The following is a 16261-nucleotide window of genomic DNA, read 5'->3' as shown; positions in this document are numbered from 1 at the left end:
ATTCGTCGCCCTGTGACGCGGGTAGTTCGTGTAGCGGGAGCCTCACTCCTCGTCGCCGTCGTCGGCTGAATCGACGCGCCGGGTTACGTCGACGTGGTAGTGTTCGAGGATATCCCGGCCGAGCAGCAGCGGGAACTCCATATGGCTCCGGTCTTCGACGCTCGCGGTGACCGTGTGTTGGGTGCCGCCAACGCCGACAACGATATCGACGACCGGGCGGGATTTCCCCTGTTTGAGGCTGCCCGACCGAACCGTGATGATATCCTTGATCGGGCCGGAACCGATCTCGGTTGCGAGGTGGGTATCGATGCTCGTCCGCGTCGCGCCGGTGTCGGATTTCGCTAAGACCTTTTGGGAGCCGCGCGTCCCGCTGACGACGACCTCCTCGATGTAGCCGATGACCGCGGGCTCGGTCGGGGGTGTTGATCGTTGTTTCGGCAGACAGGCCGGCCTGGAGTCATCGAGCGTCTCGGCGAGTTCAGCAACCCGATCGGGGTCGACGCTGCCGCCGCCACGCTCGATAGCGAGTTTGGCGATGAAGGGTGCCGGGCTCCGCCCGGTCGCTTTGAACAGCCCGCGGAAGCCCGCGGTCGGGTTGATTTCGAGAACCTCCCACTCGCCGTCGGCGTCGATAAGGTCGACACCGGCGTAGTCGAGGCCGACCACGTCGACCGCCCGGCGGGCGATATCGACTGCCTGTTGTGGGAGACTGTCGGTCGCGTCTTCGACATCGCCACCCAGCGAGACGTTTGTCCGCCACTCGCCGTCCGGGGCGTAGCGGTGCATCGAGCCGATGTGGTTTCCGTCGACGATGTAGACGCGGGTGTCGCGTGGGCGGCCGTCGCGTTCGACATACTGCTGGAGAAACGCCTGCCGGTCGCCGACGCGGGGGTTGACCGGCTCGGCGAGATCGACGACCCACGCACCGCCGCCGTGAGTGCCGATTGTGGTTTTGTACACCGCCTGCTCGCCGAACCGCTCGCGGCCGCTGTTGAGCCGATCGCTCGACAGCGCGAGAAGGGCGTCCGGCACCGGTACCCCCGCGTCGGCGAGGGCCGTCGCGGTGGCGAACTTGTGCATCGCTGTCGTCACCGACTCCGGCGGGTTCAACATCGGATACAGCCGATCGAAGAGGCGTGCGAGCCCGATGTCGTCGGCCGGATGCGTGCTCGTCGACAACAGCAGTCGGTTGGCGATCACGTCGACCGCGGGTTCGACCGTGAGCTCGCCGTCGGTGATCGAGACCGCGGTGTTCTCACGGCGGAGCCACTCGGCATCGTAGCCAAGTGCCTCGACAGCGTTCAGGATCGCCTTGGTTTCCTTGCTGCTGTGGAGTCCCAGTACGCCAACGGTGGGGGAAGCGGGGGAGTCAGCTGGCATACCGCAGTTTTCGGTGCGGATCTATTAGTTACTGTGGGCGGCTGGTGTCTCGGCGGCGGTAGATGTATAGCCGCTCGTCGCCCAGATCGTGCAATGTCGGACGCTGAGCCGTTCACGTTCAACGGCGGACGGGTCGAGCCAGGGGACACCCAGCACCTCCGGTATACGATCACCGAAACATATCTCGGCGATCCCGTCCGGATGCCGGTCACGATCATCAACGGCGTCGAGCCGGGGCCGACGGTCTTCCTCTCGGCGGCCGGCCACGGCGACGAGCTCAACGGCGTTGAGGTGGTTCGGGAGGTCTCCGACGAGTGGGATCACGACGATCTCTGTGGGACGCTGGTCTGTCTGCCGGTGTTGAACGTGCCGGGATTCATCGCCCAACAGCGGTATCTCCCGATCTATGACCGCGATCTGAACCGATCGTTTCCCGGCGATCCCGACAGCACGAGTGCCAAGCGGATGGCCGACAGCATCTTCCGGAACTTCATCGAACCCTGCGATCTCGGGATCGATTTTCATACGTCGACGCGGGGCCGGACGAACATGCTTCATGTGCGGGCGGACATGGAGGCGTCCGCTGTCGCCCGCGTCGCCAACGCGTTCGCGTCGAACGTGATCATCGCGGGCGAGGGGCCCTCGGGGACGCTGCGCCGGGAGGCGACCGACGCGGGCGTGCCGACGATCACCGTCGAGATGGGCGAGGCCCACCGGTTTCAACGCGAGTTCATCGACCGCGCGCTGGCGGGGACGAAAAGCGTCCTCGCGGAGTTCGGCGTGAAACCGACCGCGACCGTTGGGTGGCCCGGCTGGCGAACCGTCGTTGACGGCACTGCCGACAAAACGTGGATTCGGGCCGACGCGGGCGGGATCGTCGAAATGCACGCCAACCGCGGCGACGTGGTGGGCGACGGCGAGCGGATCGCCACGATCTCGAACCCATTCAAAACTGACGCGACCGCGATCGAAGCCCCGTTTGCCGGCCTGCTCGTCGGCAGCTTAGAGAATCCGGTGGTCTATCCCGGTAATCCGCTCTGTCATCTCGTCGAGCTGAGCGAGCGAACCCGGCGGGTGATCGAATCCCACCGCGGGTGAGCTGGGAGGGCGGTCGGCAGCAACGCGGCGGAACCGCTGGCGGGCGTCGCCGCAGTCGGTGGGATAGGAGCGTTTTTATTGTTCGGTCGGATTAGTCCCGCTGTCGGACGGCACGGGCCGCCTGACAGCGCGCGGGTTGCCGAGCTAGGCCAAAGGCGCAGCGCTTAGGACGCTGTCCCATAGGGGTCCGCCGGTTCAAATCCGGTCCCGCGCATGAGCGAACGCAGTGAGCGAAGAGCAGGAGCGGATTTGAAGCAGGGAACGGAGCGACGCGGAGTGACCGTGGTTCAAATCCGGTCTCGCGCGGTATTGCATATGACCAGACAGAACGATCTCGACACCGTATATTCGCTGCTCGATGATTTAGAATCGACAGTCGGAGGCATGCGCAAGCTTGGCGACTGTGACGGTCGAATGAACTGGCCTGATCGCGGTATCTACTTCTTTTTCCATCCGGACGAAACTCGATCCGAAACTGACCAGCCACGATTGACACGCATCGGTACTCACGCAGTCTCCGAAGGTAGTAGCACGTCGCTGTGGAACCGGCTACGAACCCATCGAGGCGCACAGCGTGGGAGCTATGAGGGTGGTGGTAACCACCGAGGATCCGTTTTCAGGAAACGAGTCGGGGAAGCGATCATCGAGAGAGACAATTTGGAAGAGGAGTATCCTGAATGGGGTGTCGGATCAAGTGCCGCCCGAGAGTTGCGAATGGAAGAACTGGATCTGGAGCGACGGGTAAGCGAATACATCCGCGAATTGCCGTTTCTCTGGGTTGATGTCGATGATGAACCGAGTTCAGAGAGCGACCGTGCCTATATTGAGCGAAACATGATTGCCCTCGTGAGCAACGTTGATACAGAAGCAATCGACCCACGGCGAGAGGATTGGTTAGGCCACGATAGTCCAGTCACGGAAATCAAGCAGTCCGGACTGTGGAATATCAACCACGTTGATGAAGACTATCAGCCCGAGTTCTTGGAAACGTTCGAGAGCTACATCGATAGAATGCCGGGATTCGCTTAGATCCGGTCGTTGTACCAAGCTAACGTCTCCCCATACCGGAGTCCGTCAGTCGGTATTTCTGTCTGTACGGGCGTCTCCTCAAGCAATGGGAGTAGCTCGTCGTAGTAGTCGCGCCCAGCATGGAATACCAGTGTGTTACCCGATGTGAGCAGTTCCGCTTGGCGTAGCTGGCTGAACACGGTTTGTGACCACTTACGTTTCCTATCAACGGAAGCACCACTCAGCGTTTCGTCGTACGGCTCAATAAGTGATCCATCAGGGTCAAGCAGGTGATATTTCGCCGAAATAATGTACCACCTATCGTGATTCGATTCAACGTACTTGCGTGCTTTTCTGAAGAACGCAGACTCCTCGTAGAGGTCGGCAGGCTTCATTGCGCGGTCGCGCTTGCTCTTAGTACAGCTCACGAGCCCGATGTCCATGTCTGGTAGAATCCTCGAAAGGTAGATAGAAAACGTTGTGTGCTCGTCAGAGATGTCTCGCTCCTCAGCGTAATTTTAGTTCTTTTGTGCCGCTACTCTCCATGCCTGCGCAGCCTGCACCTGATCTTCGAGTTCGCCGGAGGCGTCGGCATCGTAGCCTTCGAGATGGAGACAAAAACGATGCTCGAAGCGACCCATGGATAACCCTGAGCCACACTGCTGAAGTGGCCCAAGCGATCACCCCCGGATATGGACGAAGTCCTCGACATCGTCGACGTAGCCGCCGACTTCGGATTCGGCGGCGTGATCGTCGCGCTGTTGACCCTCCTCGGTATCGTCGCCGTGATCGCCGGCTTCGGCCTCTGGCTGCTGACCGATGCAGGCCTGTTGGTGCTGCCGGCCCTGCTGATCGTCGGCGGTGGCGTGCTCACGGTCGCGCCGGGGATCGTCCTCGTCGCCGCCGAACTGGTCGGCTGAGGTCGTCGGCTGCGGTGATCGGCTGCGGTAGTCGACTGGGATATCGGCTGCGGTGGTCGCTGGCGACGCGATGTGACCGGCTTACTCCTCGTCGCGTACGCTGGGGTGCTGCTGTGGCTCGCTGGGATGCGGCGCGGCGAACCACTCCTGCATGGCCGCCACCGACTCGGCTTCGCGCCCCTCGCGTTCGTCGTCGTCGATCTCCTCACAGCCCGGCGGGAGTTCCCGCCCGCGGTCGGTGAAGTAGCCCTCCGGCGTCACCCAGTCGTGGTAGAAATCGACATCCGAATCCTCGATCAGCGTCACGCCGACGGTCGCACCGTGGCCGGCGACGATGATCGCCTGATGCGGCTGGGCGGCCAGCCGACCGGCGGCGTAGAGCCCCGCCACGCCCGTCCGGCCGCGGTCGTCGGTGTCGACGAAGGCCTTCCCGCGGTCGAGGATCTCGACGCCGTCGATATCTGTGAGAAAATCGACCGTGTTCTTCGTCGCGGCGACGACGTTGCTCGCGGCGAGCGTGCGGCCCTCGGCGGTTTCAGCAACGAAGCCGCCGTCGGACTCCCGGAGATCGACGACGCGGCCCTCCCGGCGGTCGCAGCCGGCGCGGTCGGCCTGCTCGCCCATGAGTTCTAGCAGGCGGTGGCTGTTGACGCCGGCCGGGAACCCGGGGTAGTTCTCCAGATGGGCGTTCCGCCGGAGGATCGGATCGCCGTCGTTGACGAGCAGGGTGTCCAGTTCGGCACGGGCGGTGAAGATCCCGGCCGACAGGCCCGCGGGGCCACCGCCGACGATCACCACGTCGCAGTCGAAGTCGGTCGTCATGTTGGCCGAAGATTTCGTGACCGCGGTGTTATACTCCTCGCTCTTCAGTGCCGGCTGAGTCACGAACGAACAGCCACACCGCTCGCTCTCGGGCGGTGGCCTCGAAGTCCGGCACGAACCCATTCTCGGGCATCCGCTTCTTGGATCCCGATACGAACCGTGGCAGCGTCGGCTACTGGTGAGACAAATCGGCGGTCAGCGGCGTGGTACGTGCGGTCGGCGAAAAGACGTAGAGTGGGAAGTGTGTGACTTCCCGACCTGTTCCGGGCAGGTGTGTTCGACAGTCGCCGTCGTTGACACGGGGCGACAACACTTCCTTTCGATCTGTAATATAAATAAGCAGTGATCTGCATATCAAACTGAATAATAATGCGTCCCCGACATAGTTGGCTCTCTCATCGTCGGCCAGGAGACCTGCCTGGCTGCCCCGACACAAATTACCGAATCTGAGAATCGCAGAGCTATCTTTATTATGATCCTCTCCGATATCTTTGATACCGTCTGACCATTTCCGGGCAGGCGGAATCCGCCACCTTTCCGGGCAGGCGGGTTCGACAGTCAACAAACGTTGACACTGGTTTGGTAACGCCTTCCCCGTCATCTCTGACGGACGGGCGATTTCGGCGGTGCTCGCTGCTCCGCCATGGCGACACGATCATACTCCCCAGCGATGGCTCGTCGCTATTCTTCTCGAACGATCAGCCACACCGCCAGCGTCAGCGCGGTCGCCTCGAAGGCCGCCAGCATCAGGAACACCGTCGTCTGGGTGCCGTAGGTCAGCGCGGCCCCCGCCAGCGACGCGCCGAGCGCGCCGATCCCGAAGATCGCAAGATAGGTGTAGCCGAACGACAGCCCACGGTAGTCGGGCGGCGAGTATTTTGCAATCGTCGCCTGACTCAGCGGCTGGAGGCCGAACAGCGCGAAGCCGAGGGCGGCACTCACCGCCAGCAACGTCGGCAGCGACCCCGAGGCGGGGACGAACAGCAACGCGATTACAACGAGCAGGGTCAACATCCCCGCCAGCCCGCGCTCGGGCTCGATAGCGTCGGTCAACCGCCCACCGACGTACTGGCCGGCAACGCCGACCGCCAGCAGCCCCGCGAAGAGGTACCGCGAGAGGTCGAACTCACTGGCCGCCGGCGTGTCGGCAATGGGGTCGATGATAGCCGCAGGATCGACCGCCAACAAGGGATCGAGGAAGTCACTCAGCAGTCCCGGCAGAAAGGTCAACATCCCGCGGTAGTACAGCCCGTTGAACAACACGAGGATGAACACGGTGAGAAAGCCGGCGGTGAACAGGCCACGCGAGGCGGTGATGAACTCTCCCAGCGAGTCGACATCCGGCGATTTCGTGTCGCCGTCGTCGCCATCGTCGCCGTCGACCGCCGCGGTTTCGTCGAACTCGACGGTCAGGCCGACGACCCCGGCGACAAACGCCGGAACAGCGAGCAGCACCACCGCGAGCTGCCATTCGACGACGACCAATAGCAATGCGGTGAGAAACGGCCCGCCGGCGATGCCGACGTTGGCGGCCATCCCGTGGTAGGCGAAGGCCGCCCCGCGCTGGTCGGCTCCCTTGCTGATCAGCGTCAACCCGGCGGGGTGGTAGACGCTGGCAGCCAGCCCCCAGACCGCGAGGGCGACGGCGATGCCGGCGACGCCGGGCAGCAGGCCCAACAGGACGAACGCCGCGCCCATCCCAAAGAGGCAGGCGACGATCAGCCGCCGGGAGCCGAAGCGATCGACCAGTATCCCGCCGGGGAGCGCGCCGACGCCGAACAGGCCGTAGCCGACGGCGACGACGCTGCCGAGCGTCGCCGAGGTGACCGAAAACTCCACCAGCCAGACGGTCAGCAAGATGGGGACGGCCAACTCGTAGGTATGCACCATCGCGTGGCCGGCCATCGTGAACCCGGTGATCGCCCGATCGTTGGCGTTCATGTGTTACTGAATCCAGCCCGCGTCGTCACCGACAACTGACGAGGATCTACTATCCTCAACTGACCCGTCGATCATGAAGATGGCTGTTGGGCGCGTCGCCGGTTCAGGATCGACGTTGAGCCTGGCTTCGTGTGAGCAACAGTCACACAAACCGTGGTTTGAGTCTCCCGCGCGTATAACTCATGGCTCCTGGTAGATTCACTCTGCGGCCAGGTCGGGGCGTGTGCCACCGACAGCAGCCGGATGACGTATCGGTCAATGAGACAACAACCGCAGGAAGACGAAGGTTCACACGCATGACGAACTCGCAGACACGGCCGAACCGACGGACGGTGCTGGCAACGCTTGGAACAACCCTTGCTGTCGGCAGTGCTGGCTGCAGCGGTGGTGATCAGACCGCGGACGAGGAGACATCGCTCTCGCTGCCATCAGTCGTCACGACAGGCGAACTACCGGACGGCGACGTGGTACTCGTCCCCGACGACACGGTCACGCTGCTCAATTTCTTCGCAACGTGGTGTAAGCCGTGTGTCGACGAGATGCCGGCGTTCCGCCGACTCCGCAGTGAGTACGATCCCGAAACACTTCACATGGTTTCGATCACGCCCGAGGTCGACGAGGAGCTCATCGCGGCGTTTTGGGAGAAACACGACGGCACGTGGCCGGTCGTCAACGACCCCGCGCTGAAAGCGACCGACAGGTGGGACGCCAACAGCTATCCGACGAACCTCCTGTTCGATCAGGATGGCACGCAGGTCAGCGACGGCCACGGCATCCTCGCACGGGAGTTCGAGGCACTGAACGCGAAAATCAAACCACTGGTCGAGGAGCAATGACGACGCTCGATACCGTCTCGCTGCTGTCGCTGTCGTTTTCGGCAGGGACGGCGACGTTTTTCGCGCCGTGTGCGTTCCCGCTGTTGCCCGGCTACCTTTCGTATTTCCTCAGCGACACCGCGTCGGCAGCCGCCGTCGACGAGCCGAGCGATGGCACACTCGTTGCGCGACTCACCAGCCCGCTGGCGCGGGCGGGGGTCGTCAGCATCGCCGCCGCCCTCGGGATGACGCTCGTCTACGTCGGCTTGGCCGGCACAACGATCACGCTCGGTGCGGCAGCCCTCGCCGATATCGCGGTACTTGAGTTGGTCGTTGGCTCGGTGTTCATCCTCGGCGGGGGTGCGATGGCACTTGGCTGGAAGGTGGATCGCTCGCTTGTCCGACTGCCGGAGCGTCGCCGCTCGCTTGGCGGCTTTTTCGTCTTCGGCGTTCTGTACGCGGCGGCGGCCGCCGGCTGTACCGCACCGCTGTTCATCGCGGTCGTGGCACGCGGAATCGCCGCCGGGCCATCGGTCGGCGTCGGGCTGGCACTCGCCTACGCCCTCGGGATGAGCGTCGTCTTGATCGTCGTGACGGTCGGCTCCGCGCTCGGCGGGGCGTCGCTCGTGTCGACGATCAGCCGGCACACGAACACGATCTACCGGCTCTCCGGCGGCCTACTGGTCGTTTCTGGGATCGCGGAGATATACTACTACTTCTACGGCTTTCCGGCGGTGGTTTCGCTATGAGCGCGCGCCGTGTGGGAGCCGTACTGGTCGTCTGTCTCCTCCTTGCAGGGTGTGTGGGCCAGACAGCGTCGACACCGACACCACCTGGGATCACGACCGACGGCGTTGCCGACACGTCAGCCTTGATCGACGCCCATACCGAGGCTCTCCAATCGACTTCGTTCACCGTCACCTCAACGCGAACGATGCGAAGCACCGATCCCGAGTTTTCGGTGACAACGAACCGAACATGGCGACTGAACGGGAGCACTCCGGTGGGAGGGCGTTCGGTGCAAACGATCTCCGCCTCGAATACCGCCCCCGAACAGTACAGGGCTGGCCCGAGCCGGATCGAAGCCTACCGGAACGGTTCGATGGCGGTCGAGCGCGTGACGACCCCCAACGGCAGTAGCATCCGGCACGTCGATCTTCTCAATTCGTCGGTACGGTTGAACCCAGCCCTGCACCGATCTACGATCAACGAACTGACGACCAGCACGAACGTGAGCGTTGACCCCGTCTCACAGAACGGAACGACGCTGTACCGGGTTTCCGCGGACTTGGCGGACACCGGAATCCGGTCGAACGCGTCACTGACGCTGTTGGTGACGCCGGAAGGAGTCGTTGAAGAACTCCGAACCGCCCGGACGGTTCGCTACCGGTCGGGGCCGCGTCGGATCACCCAACGAGTTTGGATCTCCGAGGTCGGCACGACGACTGTCGAGCGACCGCAGTGGGCGTCGGTGACCGCCGACCCGATAGGATGACAGCCATGCTCCGTGAGCGGTCGCGTCTGCCGTGCGTCTGACATCTCCAGTACAGCTTTAAGAATACAGACAACATACATTCGACAATGGGTTCCTTTGATGACGTTCTTGCGGACATCATGGCGGATATCGACAGCGTGTTCCTCTTTTCGCCCAACGGGGCGTTCTACGAACGGTTTGCCGACGAAGAGAACGTTGTCGTGGTCGCCGGAGAGAACACGGTTGATGCCGAGACGTTCGTCGAACTCCCCATCGAGTTCACCGATATCAAAGATCGGATCCGGTTCGGCATCGAGGGCGCGATGGATCAGGATCTCGTCGAGGAAGGCAACACCGTCGCCTGCTTCGGCTCGATCTTCAACGGCGAGGTCGATTCGGCGGTCAGAGTGCGGGTCAGCGAAGACCTCCGCTCGGGGCTGTACGACCTCTTTACGAACTCCCGGGCCGATCCCAACGTCATCCGCGACGTGTTCGATGTCGCCCTCGAACTCGGCCGCAAAGGTCAGAAGGGCAGCCCGGTCGGCGCGCTGTTTGTCGTCGGCGACGCGGGCAAGGTGATGAACAAATCCCGCCCGCTGAGCTACAACCCCTTCGAGAAATCTCACGTCCACGTCGGCGACCCCATCGTCAACGTGATGCTGAAGGAGTTTTCGCGCTTGGATGGTGCGTTCGTCATCTCCGATTCCGGCAAGATCGTCTCGGCCTACCGCTATCTCGAACCGAGCGCGGAGGGCATCGACATCCCGAAAGGCCTCGGTGCCCGCCACATGGCCGGCGGCGCGATCACCCGCGACACGAACGCGACGGCGATCGTCCTCTCGGAGTCCGATGGGCTCGTCAGAGCGTTCAAGGGCGGCGAGCTAATACTCGAACTCGATCCAGAGGAGCACTGAACAGATGTCGGCCCTGCAATTCGCAGTCCCCGAGTGGCTGGCGGTCGTCTCACCGCGCTGGTGGATCGCTGTCGGCATCGTCCTCCTGGGGATCGGTCTCGGCTATCTGACGATGCGTCTCGGTCGGCGGCTGCTCCACCGACTCGGCATCAACGAGGCCGTCGAGGGGACGGCCGTCGAGCGGGCCGCCGGCGAGTACGGCACCTCGACGGTCGGCCTGCTCACCAAGCTGGCCGGCTACTTCGTGATCCTCCTCTCGGTGTTTATCGCCGGCACGTTCACCAACATCCAGTTTGCTGACCTCTTCCTGCGGGCGGCGGCGGTGTTCCTCCCACAGCTCGCTGTCGCGTTGCTCATCCTCGTCGTCGGTATCATCATCGGCGACAAGATCGAGGTGTTGGTCGCCGAACGCCTTCGTGGGATCAAGCTCCCCGAGATCGGCGTCATCCCAGCCACCGCCCGTTACAGCGTGTTGTTCGTCGCCACGCTGATCGCCCTCGGCCAAGTCGGCGTCGCCACCACCGCGTTGATCGTCCTGCTCGGTGCCTACGCCGTCGCGTTGATCGTCTTCACCGCGATCGCCACCCAGGAGCTACTGGCCTCGGGGGCGGTCGGCGTCTATCTGTTGCTCACTGAACCGTACAGCATCGGCGACGAGGTGGCTGTCGCCGGTCAACGCGGGATCGTCCAGGAGATTGACCTCTTCGTAACGCGGATCGACACCGACGACGAAGAACACATCATTCCGAACCGAACGGTGCTTCGGGACGGGATCGTTCGAATACACTAATCGAATTTCTGCCGCTGGTTCCTCCCCTCAGAGCACCGACTGTGCCAACCCAAGGAAGATGAAAAAGCCGAGCACGTCGGTCGCCGTCGTGATGAAGATCGTCGCCGACGTGGCGGGATCCTTGCCGACCCGCTCCAAAACGAGCGGGATGAGCGTCCCGAAGAAGCCGGCGATAATGAGGTTCAACACCATCGAGACGCCAAGGACGAGCCCCAACAGCGGGCTCTGATTGAACACCGACGCGATCGCGGCGACGAGCAAACCGGTGATAAAACCGTTCGCGGCTCCGGCGATGATCTCGTTGCGGATCGCCCGACCTCCCGTCGTCAGTGAGATCTGTTCGAGAGCGAGACCGCGCACCGTCACCGCCATCGACTGGGTGCCGGCGTTGCCACCCATCCCGGCGACGACGGGCATGTACACCGCAAGCAGCGTGAACGCGGCGATCGTATCCTCGAAGAAGCCGACCATCCCGGCGGCCAAAAACGCCGTCCCGAGGTTGATGATCAGCCACTTGTAACGGTACCGAACCTTCGAGAGCGGGCCGTCGAGGATGCTCTCCTCCTCCCGAACACCCGTAAACTCATACAGCGTTTCGCCGGCCTGCTCGTCGATCACCCGCAGGAGATCCTCGGCGTGGATGATCCCCATAATCGAGTTGTCGTCGTCAAGGACGGCGACCACGCCTTCGGGGTGTTCGCGGAACACGGTGGCGACTGCGTCGTCGTCGGTATCGTAGGCGACCGCCGGAATCTCCGTGACGTGTTCACGGAGATCAACGGCGTCGGTCTCGCCCATCCCCAACACCTGTCCGGGAAGTTCGCCGAGCAGGTCGTCGTCCTCGGTGACGAGGATCGTCGGTACCTCACCCGTTTTCGCTTCATATTGCTGGACGCGGTCGGCGACAGTGGCTAGATCGCGGTCGACGCCGACGGTGACGTAGTTGAGCCGCATCAACCCCGCCGCACTCTCGGGGCCGAAATCAAGCAGGAATTCGGCCTTCTCCCGGCGGTTTGTGTCCAGCTGTTCGAGGGCGGCTTGTCGCCGGTCGTCGTCGACGAGGCCAAGCACGTCGGCGACCTCGTCGGGATCGAGTCGGCGGACGAACCGCTGGAGCCCCTCGTCGTCCATATCCGCCAGCAACGTTTCTCGCAGCGATTCCGGCAACAGGAAAAACACCTGTCGTCGCTGGCCGGGCGAGAGCGCGTCGAACTCGGCGGCTGGCGTCGGCGACGACGCGATCGACTGTTGGGCGGTTTCGAGTGCCGCGTCCATACCCGGCGGACAGCCGGAATCGCTAAAATAGTTCGGTCACCGGGCGCAAACCGGAACCTACTCGGTGTTTTCGCCGAGCAGCTGTTTCGAGGCTGCCTCGGCATCACCCTTCCCGATCGCGGAGTTCGCCAGCAGCCGGCCGCCGATCTCGGCGGGGCTGATGACGCGATCCGCGCCGGCATGCCGGAGTTTGGCGACGTTCTCTCGTTGCATGGCGGCCGCAAGGATGGTCAGGTCGTCGTTGAGCTGTTTGGCGGTCAGGATCGACAGCGCGTCCTGGGCGTCGTTTTCGGTGGCGGCGATGGCCGCCCGGGCATCGCTGATCCCGACCTGTTTCAGTGGGGATTCGTCGCTCGGTTCGGCGGTCAGGACAGGAATATCACGGTCGGCGAGTCGTCGGGCCGCGCTTTCGTTGGTCGTGACGACGGCGAACCCCGTGTCGTCGCCGAGATTTTCGATGATCGGTTCGGTCAGATCCCCGTAGCCGAGAAGGATCACGTGGTCGTCGAGGAGGTTGAACTGGCTTTCTGTCATACGTCCGAGTGCTTTCGAGAGTTGGGCTTCGATCGCGGGCGTCAGCAGGACACCAAGGGCGACTGCGAAGGCAGCGACGTTGATCAACAGCACCGAGATCGAAAACAGCTTGCCGAGCTCGGTGCTGGCGGTCACGTCGCCGTAGCCGACGGTGCTGGCGGTGACGATGGTGTAGTAGAAGGCGTCGGTGAGCGTGGCGATACCGTTGAACTCATCGCGGAGCGCGTAGGAGCCGAACGTGCCGTAGGCGATCGCCGTCACGAGGGCAACCCCGGCGGCCAACTGCGTCGGCGATGGCGAAAACGAGCGGTCGAACCGCTTGCGATTGAACACCAACGCGGGCACCGAGATAATCGAGACGGCGACCAGCGGCAGCGAAAACGCCGAGACCTGCAACAGGCCCTGAACTACCGTGATCGGCAGCAACACCACCGTCGCATACCAGCCGACACGAAACCGCTGTTTCAGCGCGTACGCGCTGCCGAGCATCGTAAACCCGGTCAGCGTTCCCGTGAAACCGACCGTCCGTCGCACCGCCGGCGGCACGATGGCGACGAGCTCGCTGTCGACGCCGCCGGTCGTGATGTGGACGAGGCCGACGATGATCGACAGGATGGCGACCGCGAACGTCAGCAGGATCGACGCCCTGACGGTCACCCACTCCCGTGTCTCGTTCATCGGAGTTGCCTCGGGCGGCGGGCTACTAATACACCAGGGATCGGGATGGGGCACACGGCGACCGGGGGAGACGAACGATTTAACCAAACACGATGGCATACCTCGGCAATGACCGCGCTTCCGTTCGATATCCTGCTGGGGATCTATCTTGGCGTCCTGACGGGGATCATCCCCGCCCTCGTCTCCGGCGTTCTCGGCTTTCTGTTCAAATACGTCACCGACGTGTCGATCCCCGGGCTGGGTGTCGTCGTCCTCGCCTTGGCTATCGCCGGCATCAACGGCGGCCTGCTCGCGCTCAACGATCCGACGATCCGCTCCTCGGAGAACGCCGCCTCGATCCTCACCGCGATCATCGTCGTGTTGATGCTTGCACTCTACGCCCACGCACAGGGCGACAAGCTCGGCGCGGCCGCGCCCAAGCGGCTGACGATCAAATCCTTGCGGGATCGAACGCTGAACACCGACGTGATCGAACTTGTCGGTGGCCGAAACCAGGTGCGGCTCACCGTACTCGGCGAGCCAAGCGACATCGAGGGCTACCCGCCGCTGCCGGCCGACCTCCGCCAGGAGATCGCCGACGGCGAGTGGACGTTCCCCGCTGATCTCCCGATCGCGGAGCTGGAAACCCGGTTTGCCGACCGCCTGCAGTCGGAGTTCGATCTCGCCGACGTGACCGTCGATCTCGACGAGGCCGCTCGTGCCAGAGTGGCGGCCGCGCCGCCGATGGGCAGCACCTCCCGCCGCGTTCCCGCTGGCAAGCGTGCCGTCTCGCTGTCGGCGTTGGTGCCGACCGGGATCGCCCGCGGCGAGTCGGTACGGATCGTCACCCCGGAGACGAACGTGACCGGGACGGTGATCGCCGCCCGCTCGGGGACGCCACCCGGCGGTACGACAGCCGCCGCGGCGACACCCGCGGGCGACGATGATACGCTGGCGACCGATGGCGGCGAGGAGCCGCCGGCTCCGCTGCCCGCGGCCGCGACGACCACCGGCGGCGAGGGCCGGATCACGGTCGCCGTAAGTCGATCAGAAGCGACGACGTTGCTGTCGGCGACCGATCCACAGGTCGTCGTCTGCTCCCGCGGGACGCGCCGGGAGTTCGAGTTGGTATCGCTGCTGCGTCGCTCCGGCGTCCAGTTCAAGAAGGTGACCGTCGCCGCCGGCGGCCCGCTGGACGGCCACACGATCGGCGAGGTCGGCGTTCGGGACAGCTACAACATCCTCATTCTTGCGGCCAAACACGAGAAATGGCAGGTCGCCCCGCGCGGCGAGCAGCCGTTGTCGGCCGGCGATCAGCTGTACGTCATCGGGACGAGTGAGTCGCTGGATCGGTTTGCGGAGGCCGCAACATGACCGCAAGTAACACGCTGCGGGAGGCGTTCACGGCCGGCCCGCCGTCGCCGGTCACCTTCGAGGCACCCACTGCGGCGCTGATCAATCTCCTCGTCTACGCCGTGTTGTCGGTCATCACCACCGGCGGGCTCGCGGTCGCCTACCGCTGGTATTTCAAACAGACCGTCCCGGAGGGCGTCTCCGGCTTCGTCGGCGTCTCTGCCGTCGCGCTCTACATCAACACAACCTCGCTTGGCGTCGCCGTCAGCGACATCTCCGTTGATCTCTTCGAGCCGGGCGTGGTCGTCTTCAACGTCGTCGCGTTGAGCATCGCGGCGGTCGCCGCGCCGGTCGGCCGCCGGCTGGGTGATGCGGCCAGCAGCAACCTGTTTTCGCTGGCCGGGCTCCGGGAGTTCGACGGCGAGGTCGGGGCTGTGGTTCGCTCGGCCGGCCGGGTGACCACGCTGACGCTGCCCGAGGAGATCGCCGACATGGAGAGTTACGATCCCGTCACAGCGGAGACCAAGGCCGAACTCGCCGGGAAGACGCTGGTGTTCCCGCGGCGACTCACCGTCGAGGAACTCCGGAGTCGACTGATCGAGCGACTGAAGGAGGATTACGAGGTCGGCTACGTCGATGTTGATCTCACGGCCGCGGCGGACGTGGAGTTCCTCGCAGTCGGCTCTCGAGCTGCCGGGATCGGCGCGACGATCGCCCCCGGCACCGTCGCCGTGGCGATCCGTGCCGACCCGCCGAACAACGCCTCGCCGGGTGATACGGTGCAGGTGTGGACGACAACCGAGGAGCCGAAACGCCTGGTGACGGGCGAACTCCGCGGTGTCGCCGGCGACACGGTGACGCTTGCTATCGACGACGAGGATGCGACGCTGCTGTCGCCGACCGAGGCCTATCGGCTGCTGACGCTGCCCGCCGAACCGCAGGCCGACCGCGAGTTTGCGACGCTGTTGCGGAGCGTCGATGAGACGATGGGGACAGTGACGATCGAGGCCGGTAGCGAACTCGTCGGGTTGACGCCGCGCGCGCTGACGGCGACGGTCGTCGCAGTCCGGCCCGACGGCGGGAAGCTGACGGCACTCCCGGATCGGGATCGCGGCTTCGAGGTCGGCGAGACGATCTATGGGCTCGGCCGGCCGGACGTGCTTCGGGGACTCGAAGAACGGGCGAAAGCACCTCCAACTGAGGAACCTCCAGCAGCGACCGAGAACGACGAACCGAACGAGACCGAGGAGCAAGCGACGTAACCACGCTCTCACGCGTCG

16 protein-coding genes and 1 tRNA gene are annotated in these 16261 nt (G+C 63.9%); 11 read left to right on the top strand and 6 right to left on the bottom strand.

Annotated elements, in window-relative coordinates; genetic code table 11:
- Nucleotides 1–42: 42 nt before the first annotated feature.
- Nucleotides 43–1380 carry a putative ATP-dependent zinc protease gene (locus tag EWF95_RS10895; protein ID WP_142444105.1) on the bottom strand — a complete coding sequence of 446 codons (1338 nt, stop codon included), beginning with the start codon at nt 1378–1380 and terminating at the stop codon, nt 43–45.
- A 93-nt stretch (nt 1381–1473) separates the two neighbouring features.
- Between EWF95_RS10895 and EWF95_RS10890 the strand changes: the two genes are divergently transcribed.
- The 3 genes from EWF95_RS10890 (at nt 1474) to EWF95_RS10880 (ending at nt 3507) form a co-directional block, all read left to right on the top strand.
- The gene (locus EWF95_RS10890) at nt 1474–2478 is read left to right on the top strand and encodes a succinylglutamate desuccinylase/aspartoacylase family protein (protein WP_142444104.1); all 1005 of its coding nucleotides are present in this window, start codon (nt 1474–1476) and stop codon (nt 2476–2478) included.
- Between the two features lie 129 nt (nt 2479–2607).
- Nucleotides 2608–2692, top strand: a tRNA-Leu gene (locus tag EWF95_RS10885).
- Between the two features lie 101 nt (nt 2693–2793).
- Nucleotides 2794–3507 carry a hypothetical protein gene (locus EWF95_RS10880; RefSeq protein WP_142444103.1) on the top strand — a complete coding sequence of 238 codons (714 nt, stop codon included), beginning with the start codon at nt 2794–2796 and terminating at the stop codon, nt 3505–3507.
- Here the strand turns inward: EWF95_RS10880 and EWF95_RS10875 are convergent.
- Nucleotides 3504–3929: a DUF6884 domain-containing protein gene (locus EWF95_RS10875; RefSeq protein WP_142444102.1), complete on the bottom strand. Its 426-nt coding sequence runs from the start codon at nt 3927–3929 to the stop codon at nt 3504–3506. The genes EWF95_RS10880 and EWF95_RS10875 overlap by 4 nt on opposite strands.
- 249 nt (nt 3930–4178) lie before the next feature.
- On the opposite strand from EWF95_RS10875, the gene EWF95_RS10870 reads away from it, so the two are divergent.
- Entirely contained in the window at nt 4179–4406 is a 228-nt protein-coding gene (locus EWF95_RS10870; protein ID WP_142444101.1) for a hypothetical protein, read from the top strand.
- A gap of 81 nt (nt 4407–4487) precedes the next feature.
- Here the strand turns inward: EWF95_RS10870 and EWF95_RS10865 are convergent, their stop codons facing one another.
- Nucleotides 4488–5228, bottom strand: a complete 741-nt coding sequence (locus EWF95_RS10865) for an NAD(P)/FAD-dependent oxidoreductase (protein ID WP_142444316.1) — start codon at nt 5226–5228, stop codon at nt 4488–4490.
- 681 nt (nt 5229–5909) lie between these two features.
- A complete protein-coding gene (locus tag EWF95_RS10860) occupies nt 5910–7169 on the bottom strand; it encodes an MFS transporter (RefSeq protein ID WP_142444100.1) in 1260 nt (419 codons plus the stop codon).
- A gap of 296 nt (nt 7170–7465) precedes the next feature.
- On the opposite strand from EWF95_RS10860, the gene EWF95_RS10855 reads away from it, so the two are divergent.
- The 5 genes from EWF95_RS10855 (at nt 7466) to EWF95_RS10835 (ending at nt 11162) form a co-directional block, all read left to right on the top strand.
- Nucleotides 7466–8005: a TlpA family protein disulfide reductase gene (locus tag EWF95_RS10855; protein ID WP_185911772.1), complete on the top strand. Its 540-nt coding sequence runs from the start codon at nt 7466–7468 to the stop codon at nt 8003–8005.
- On the top strand, nt 8002–8733 hold the full coding sequence (locus EWF95_RS10850) for a cytochrome c biogenesis CcdA family protein (protein WP_142444098.1): 732 nt from the start codon (nt 8002–8004) through the stop codon (nt 8731–8733). The genes EWF95_RS10855 and EWF95_RS10850 overlap by 4 nt, the downstream gene beginning before the upstream one ends.
- Nucleotides 8730–9479 (top strand): hypothetical protein, encoded by a 750-nt coding sequence (locus EWF95_RS10845; protein ID WP_142444097.1) that lies wholly within the window; start codon nt 8730–8732, stop codon nt 9477–9479. Before EWF95_RS10850 ends, EWF95_RS10845 begins: the two co-directional genes overlap by 4 nt.
- 86 nt (nt 9480–9565) lie before the next feature.
- Entirely contained in the window at nt 9566–10372 is an 807-nt protein-coding gene (gene dacZ, locus EWF95_RS10840; protein ID WP_142444096.1) for a diadenylate cyclase DacZ, read from the top strand.
- A 4-nt stretch (nt 10373–10376) separates the two neighbouring features.
- Nucleotides 10377–11162: a mechanosensitive ion channel domain-containing protein gene (locus tag EWF95_RS10835; protein WP_142444095.1), complete on the top strand. Its 786-nt coding sequence runs from the start codon at nt 10377–10379 to the stop codon at nt 11160–11162.
- A 27-nt stretch (nt 11163–11189) separates the two neighbouring features.
- Here the strand turns inward: EWF95_RS10835 and EWF95_RS10830 are convergent, their stop codons facing one another.
- The gene (locus tag EWF95_RS10830; RefSeq protein ID WP_142444094.1) at nt 11190–12437 is read right to left on the bottom strand and encodes a magnesium transporter; all 1248 of its coding nucleotides are present in this window, start codon (nt 12435–12437) and stop codon (nt 11190–11192) included.
- A gap of 57 nt (nt 12438–12494) precedes the next feature.
- Nucleotides 12495–13649: an NAD-binding protein gene (locus EWF95_RS10825; protein WP_142444093.1), complete on the bottom strand. Its 1155-nt coding sequence runs from the start codon at nt 13647–13649 to the stop codon at nt 12495–12497.
- A 108-nt stretch (nt 13650–13757) separates the two neighbouring features.
- Here EWF95_RS10825 and EWF95_RS10820 point away from each other — a divergent pair, with 108 nt between their 5' ends.
- Both EWF95_RS10820 and EWF95_RS10815 read left to right on the top strand, forming a co-directional pair.
- Nucleotides 13758–15002, top strand: a complete 1245-nt coding sequence (locus tag EWF95_RS10820; protein WP_142444092.1) for a TrkA C-terminal domain-containing protein — start codon at nt 13758–13760, stop codon at nt 15000–15002.
- On the top strand, nt 14999–16243 hold the full coding sequence (locus EWF95_RS10815) for a potassium transporter TrkA (RefSeq protein WP_142444091.1): 1245 nt from the start codon (nt 14999–15001) through the stop codon (nt 16241–16243). Before EWF95_RS10820 ends, EWF95_RS10815 begins: the two co-directional genes overlap by 4 nt.
- The last annotated feature ends 18 nt before the right edge of the window (nt 16244–16261 follow it).

Origin of the sequence: Halonotius roseus (assembly GCF_006861655.1) — an archaeon.
In the GTDB taxonomy this organism is placed as follows: domain Archaea; phylum Halobacteriota; class Halobacteria; order Halobacteriales; family Haloferacaceae; genus Halonotius; species Halonotius roseus.
Note: the sequence above shows the minus strand (reverse complement) of the source record. Positions and strands in the feature narration are given on the sequence as shown.

Coding starts and splice junctions, on each gene's coding strand:
- EWF95_RS10830 (WP_142444094.1), bottom strand. CDS start 12,437: ATGGACGCGGCACTCGAAACCGCCCAACAGTCGATCGCGTCGTCGCCG.
- EWF95_RS10875 (WP_142444102.1), bottom strand. CDS start 3,929: ATGGACATCGGGCTCGTGAGCTGTACTAAGAGCAAGCGCGACCGCGCA.
- EWF95_RS10845 (WP_142444097.1), top strand. CDS start 8,730: ATGAGCGCGCGCCGTGTGGGAGCCGTACTGGTCGTCTGTCTCCTCCTT.
- EWF95_RS10855 (WP_185911772.1), top strand. CDS start 7,466: ATGACGAACTCGCAGACACGGCCGAACCGACGGACGGTGCTGGCAACG.
- EWF95_RS10825 (WP_142444093.1), bottom strand. CDS start 13,649: ATGAACGAGACACGGGAGTGGGTGACCGTCAGGGCGTCGATCCTGCTG.
- EWF95_RS10890 (WP_142444104.1), top strand. CDS start 1,474: ATGTCGGACGCTGAGCCGTTCACGTTCAACGGCGGACGGGTCGAGCCA.
- EWF95_RS10865 (WP_142444316.1), bottom strand. CDS start 5,228: ATGACGACCGACTTCGACTGCGACGTGGTGATCGTCGGCGGTGGCCCC.
- EWF95_RS10895 (WP_142444105.1), bottom strand. CDS start 1,380: ATGCCAGCTGACTCCCCCGCTTCCCCCACCGTTGGCGTACTGGGACTC.
- EWF95_RS10860 (WP_142444100.1), bottom strand. CDS start 7,169: ATGAACGCCAACGATCGGGCGATCACCGGGTTCACGATGGCCGGCCAC.
- EWF95_RS10870 (WP_142444101.1), top strand. CDS start 4,179: ATGGACGAAGTCCTCGACATCGTCGACGTAGCCGCCGACTTCGGATTC.
- EWF95_RS10820 (WP_142444092.1), top strand. CDS start 13,758: ATGACCGCGCTTCCGTTCGATATCCTGCTGGGGATCTATCTTGGCGTC.
- EWF95_RS10880 (WP_142444103.1), top strand. CDS start 2,794: ATGACCAGACAGAACGATCTCGACACCGTATATTCGCTGCTCGATGAT.
- EWF95_RS10850 (WP_142444098.1), top strand. CDS start 8,002: ATGACGACGCTCGATACCGTCTCGCTGCTGTCGCTGTCGTTTTCGGCA.
- EWF95_RS10815 (WP_142444091.1), top strand. CDS start 14,999: ATGACCGCAAGTAACACGCTGCGGGAGGCGTTCACGGCCGGCCCGCCG.
- EWF95_RS10835 (WP_142444095.1), top strand. CDS start 10,377: ATGTCGGCCCTGCAATTCGCAGTCCCCGAGTGGCTGGCGGTCGTCTCA.
- dacZ (WP_142444096.1), top strand. CDS start 9,566: ATGGGTTCCTTTGATGACGTTCTTGCGGACATCATGGCGGATATCGAC.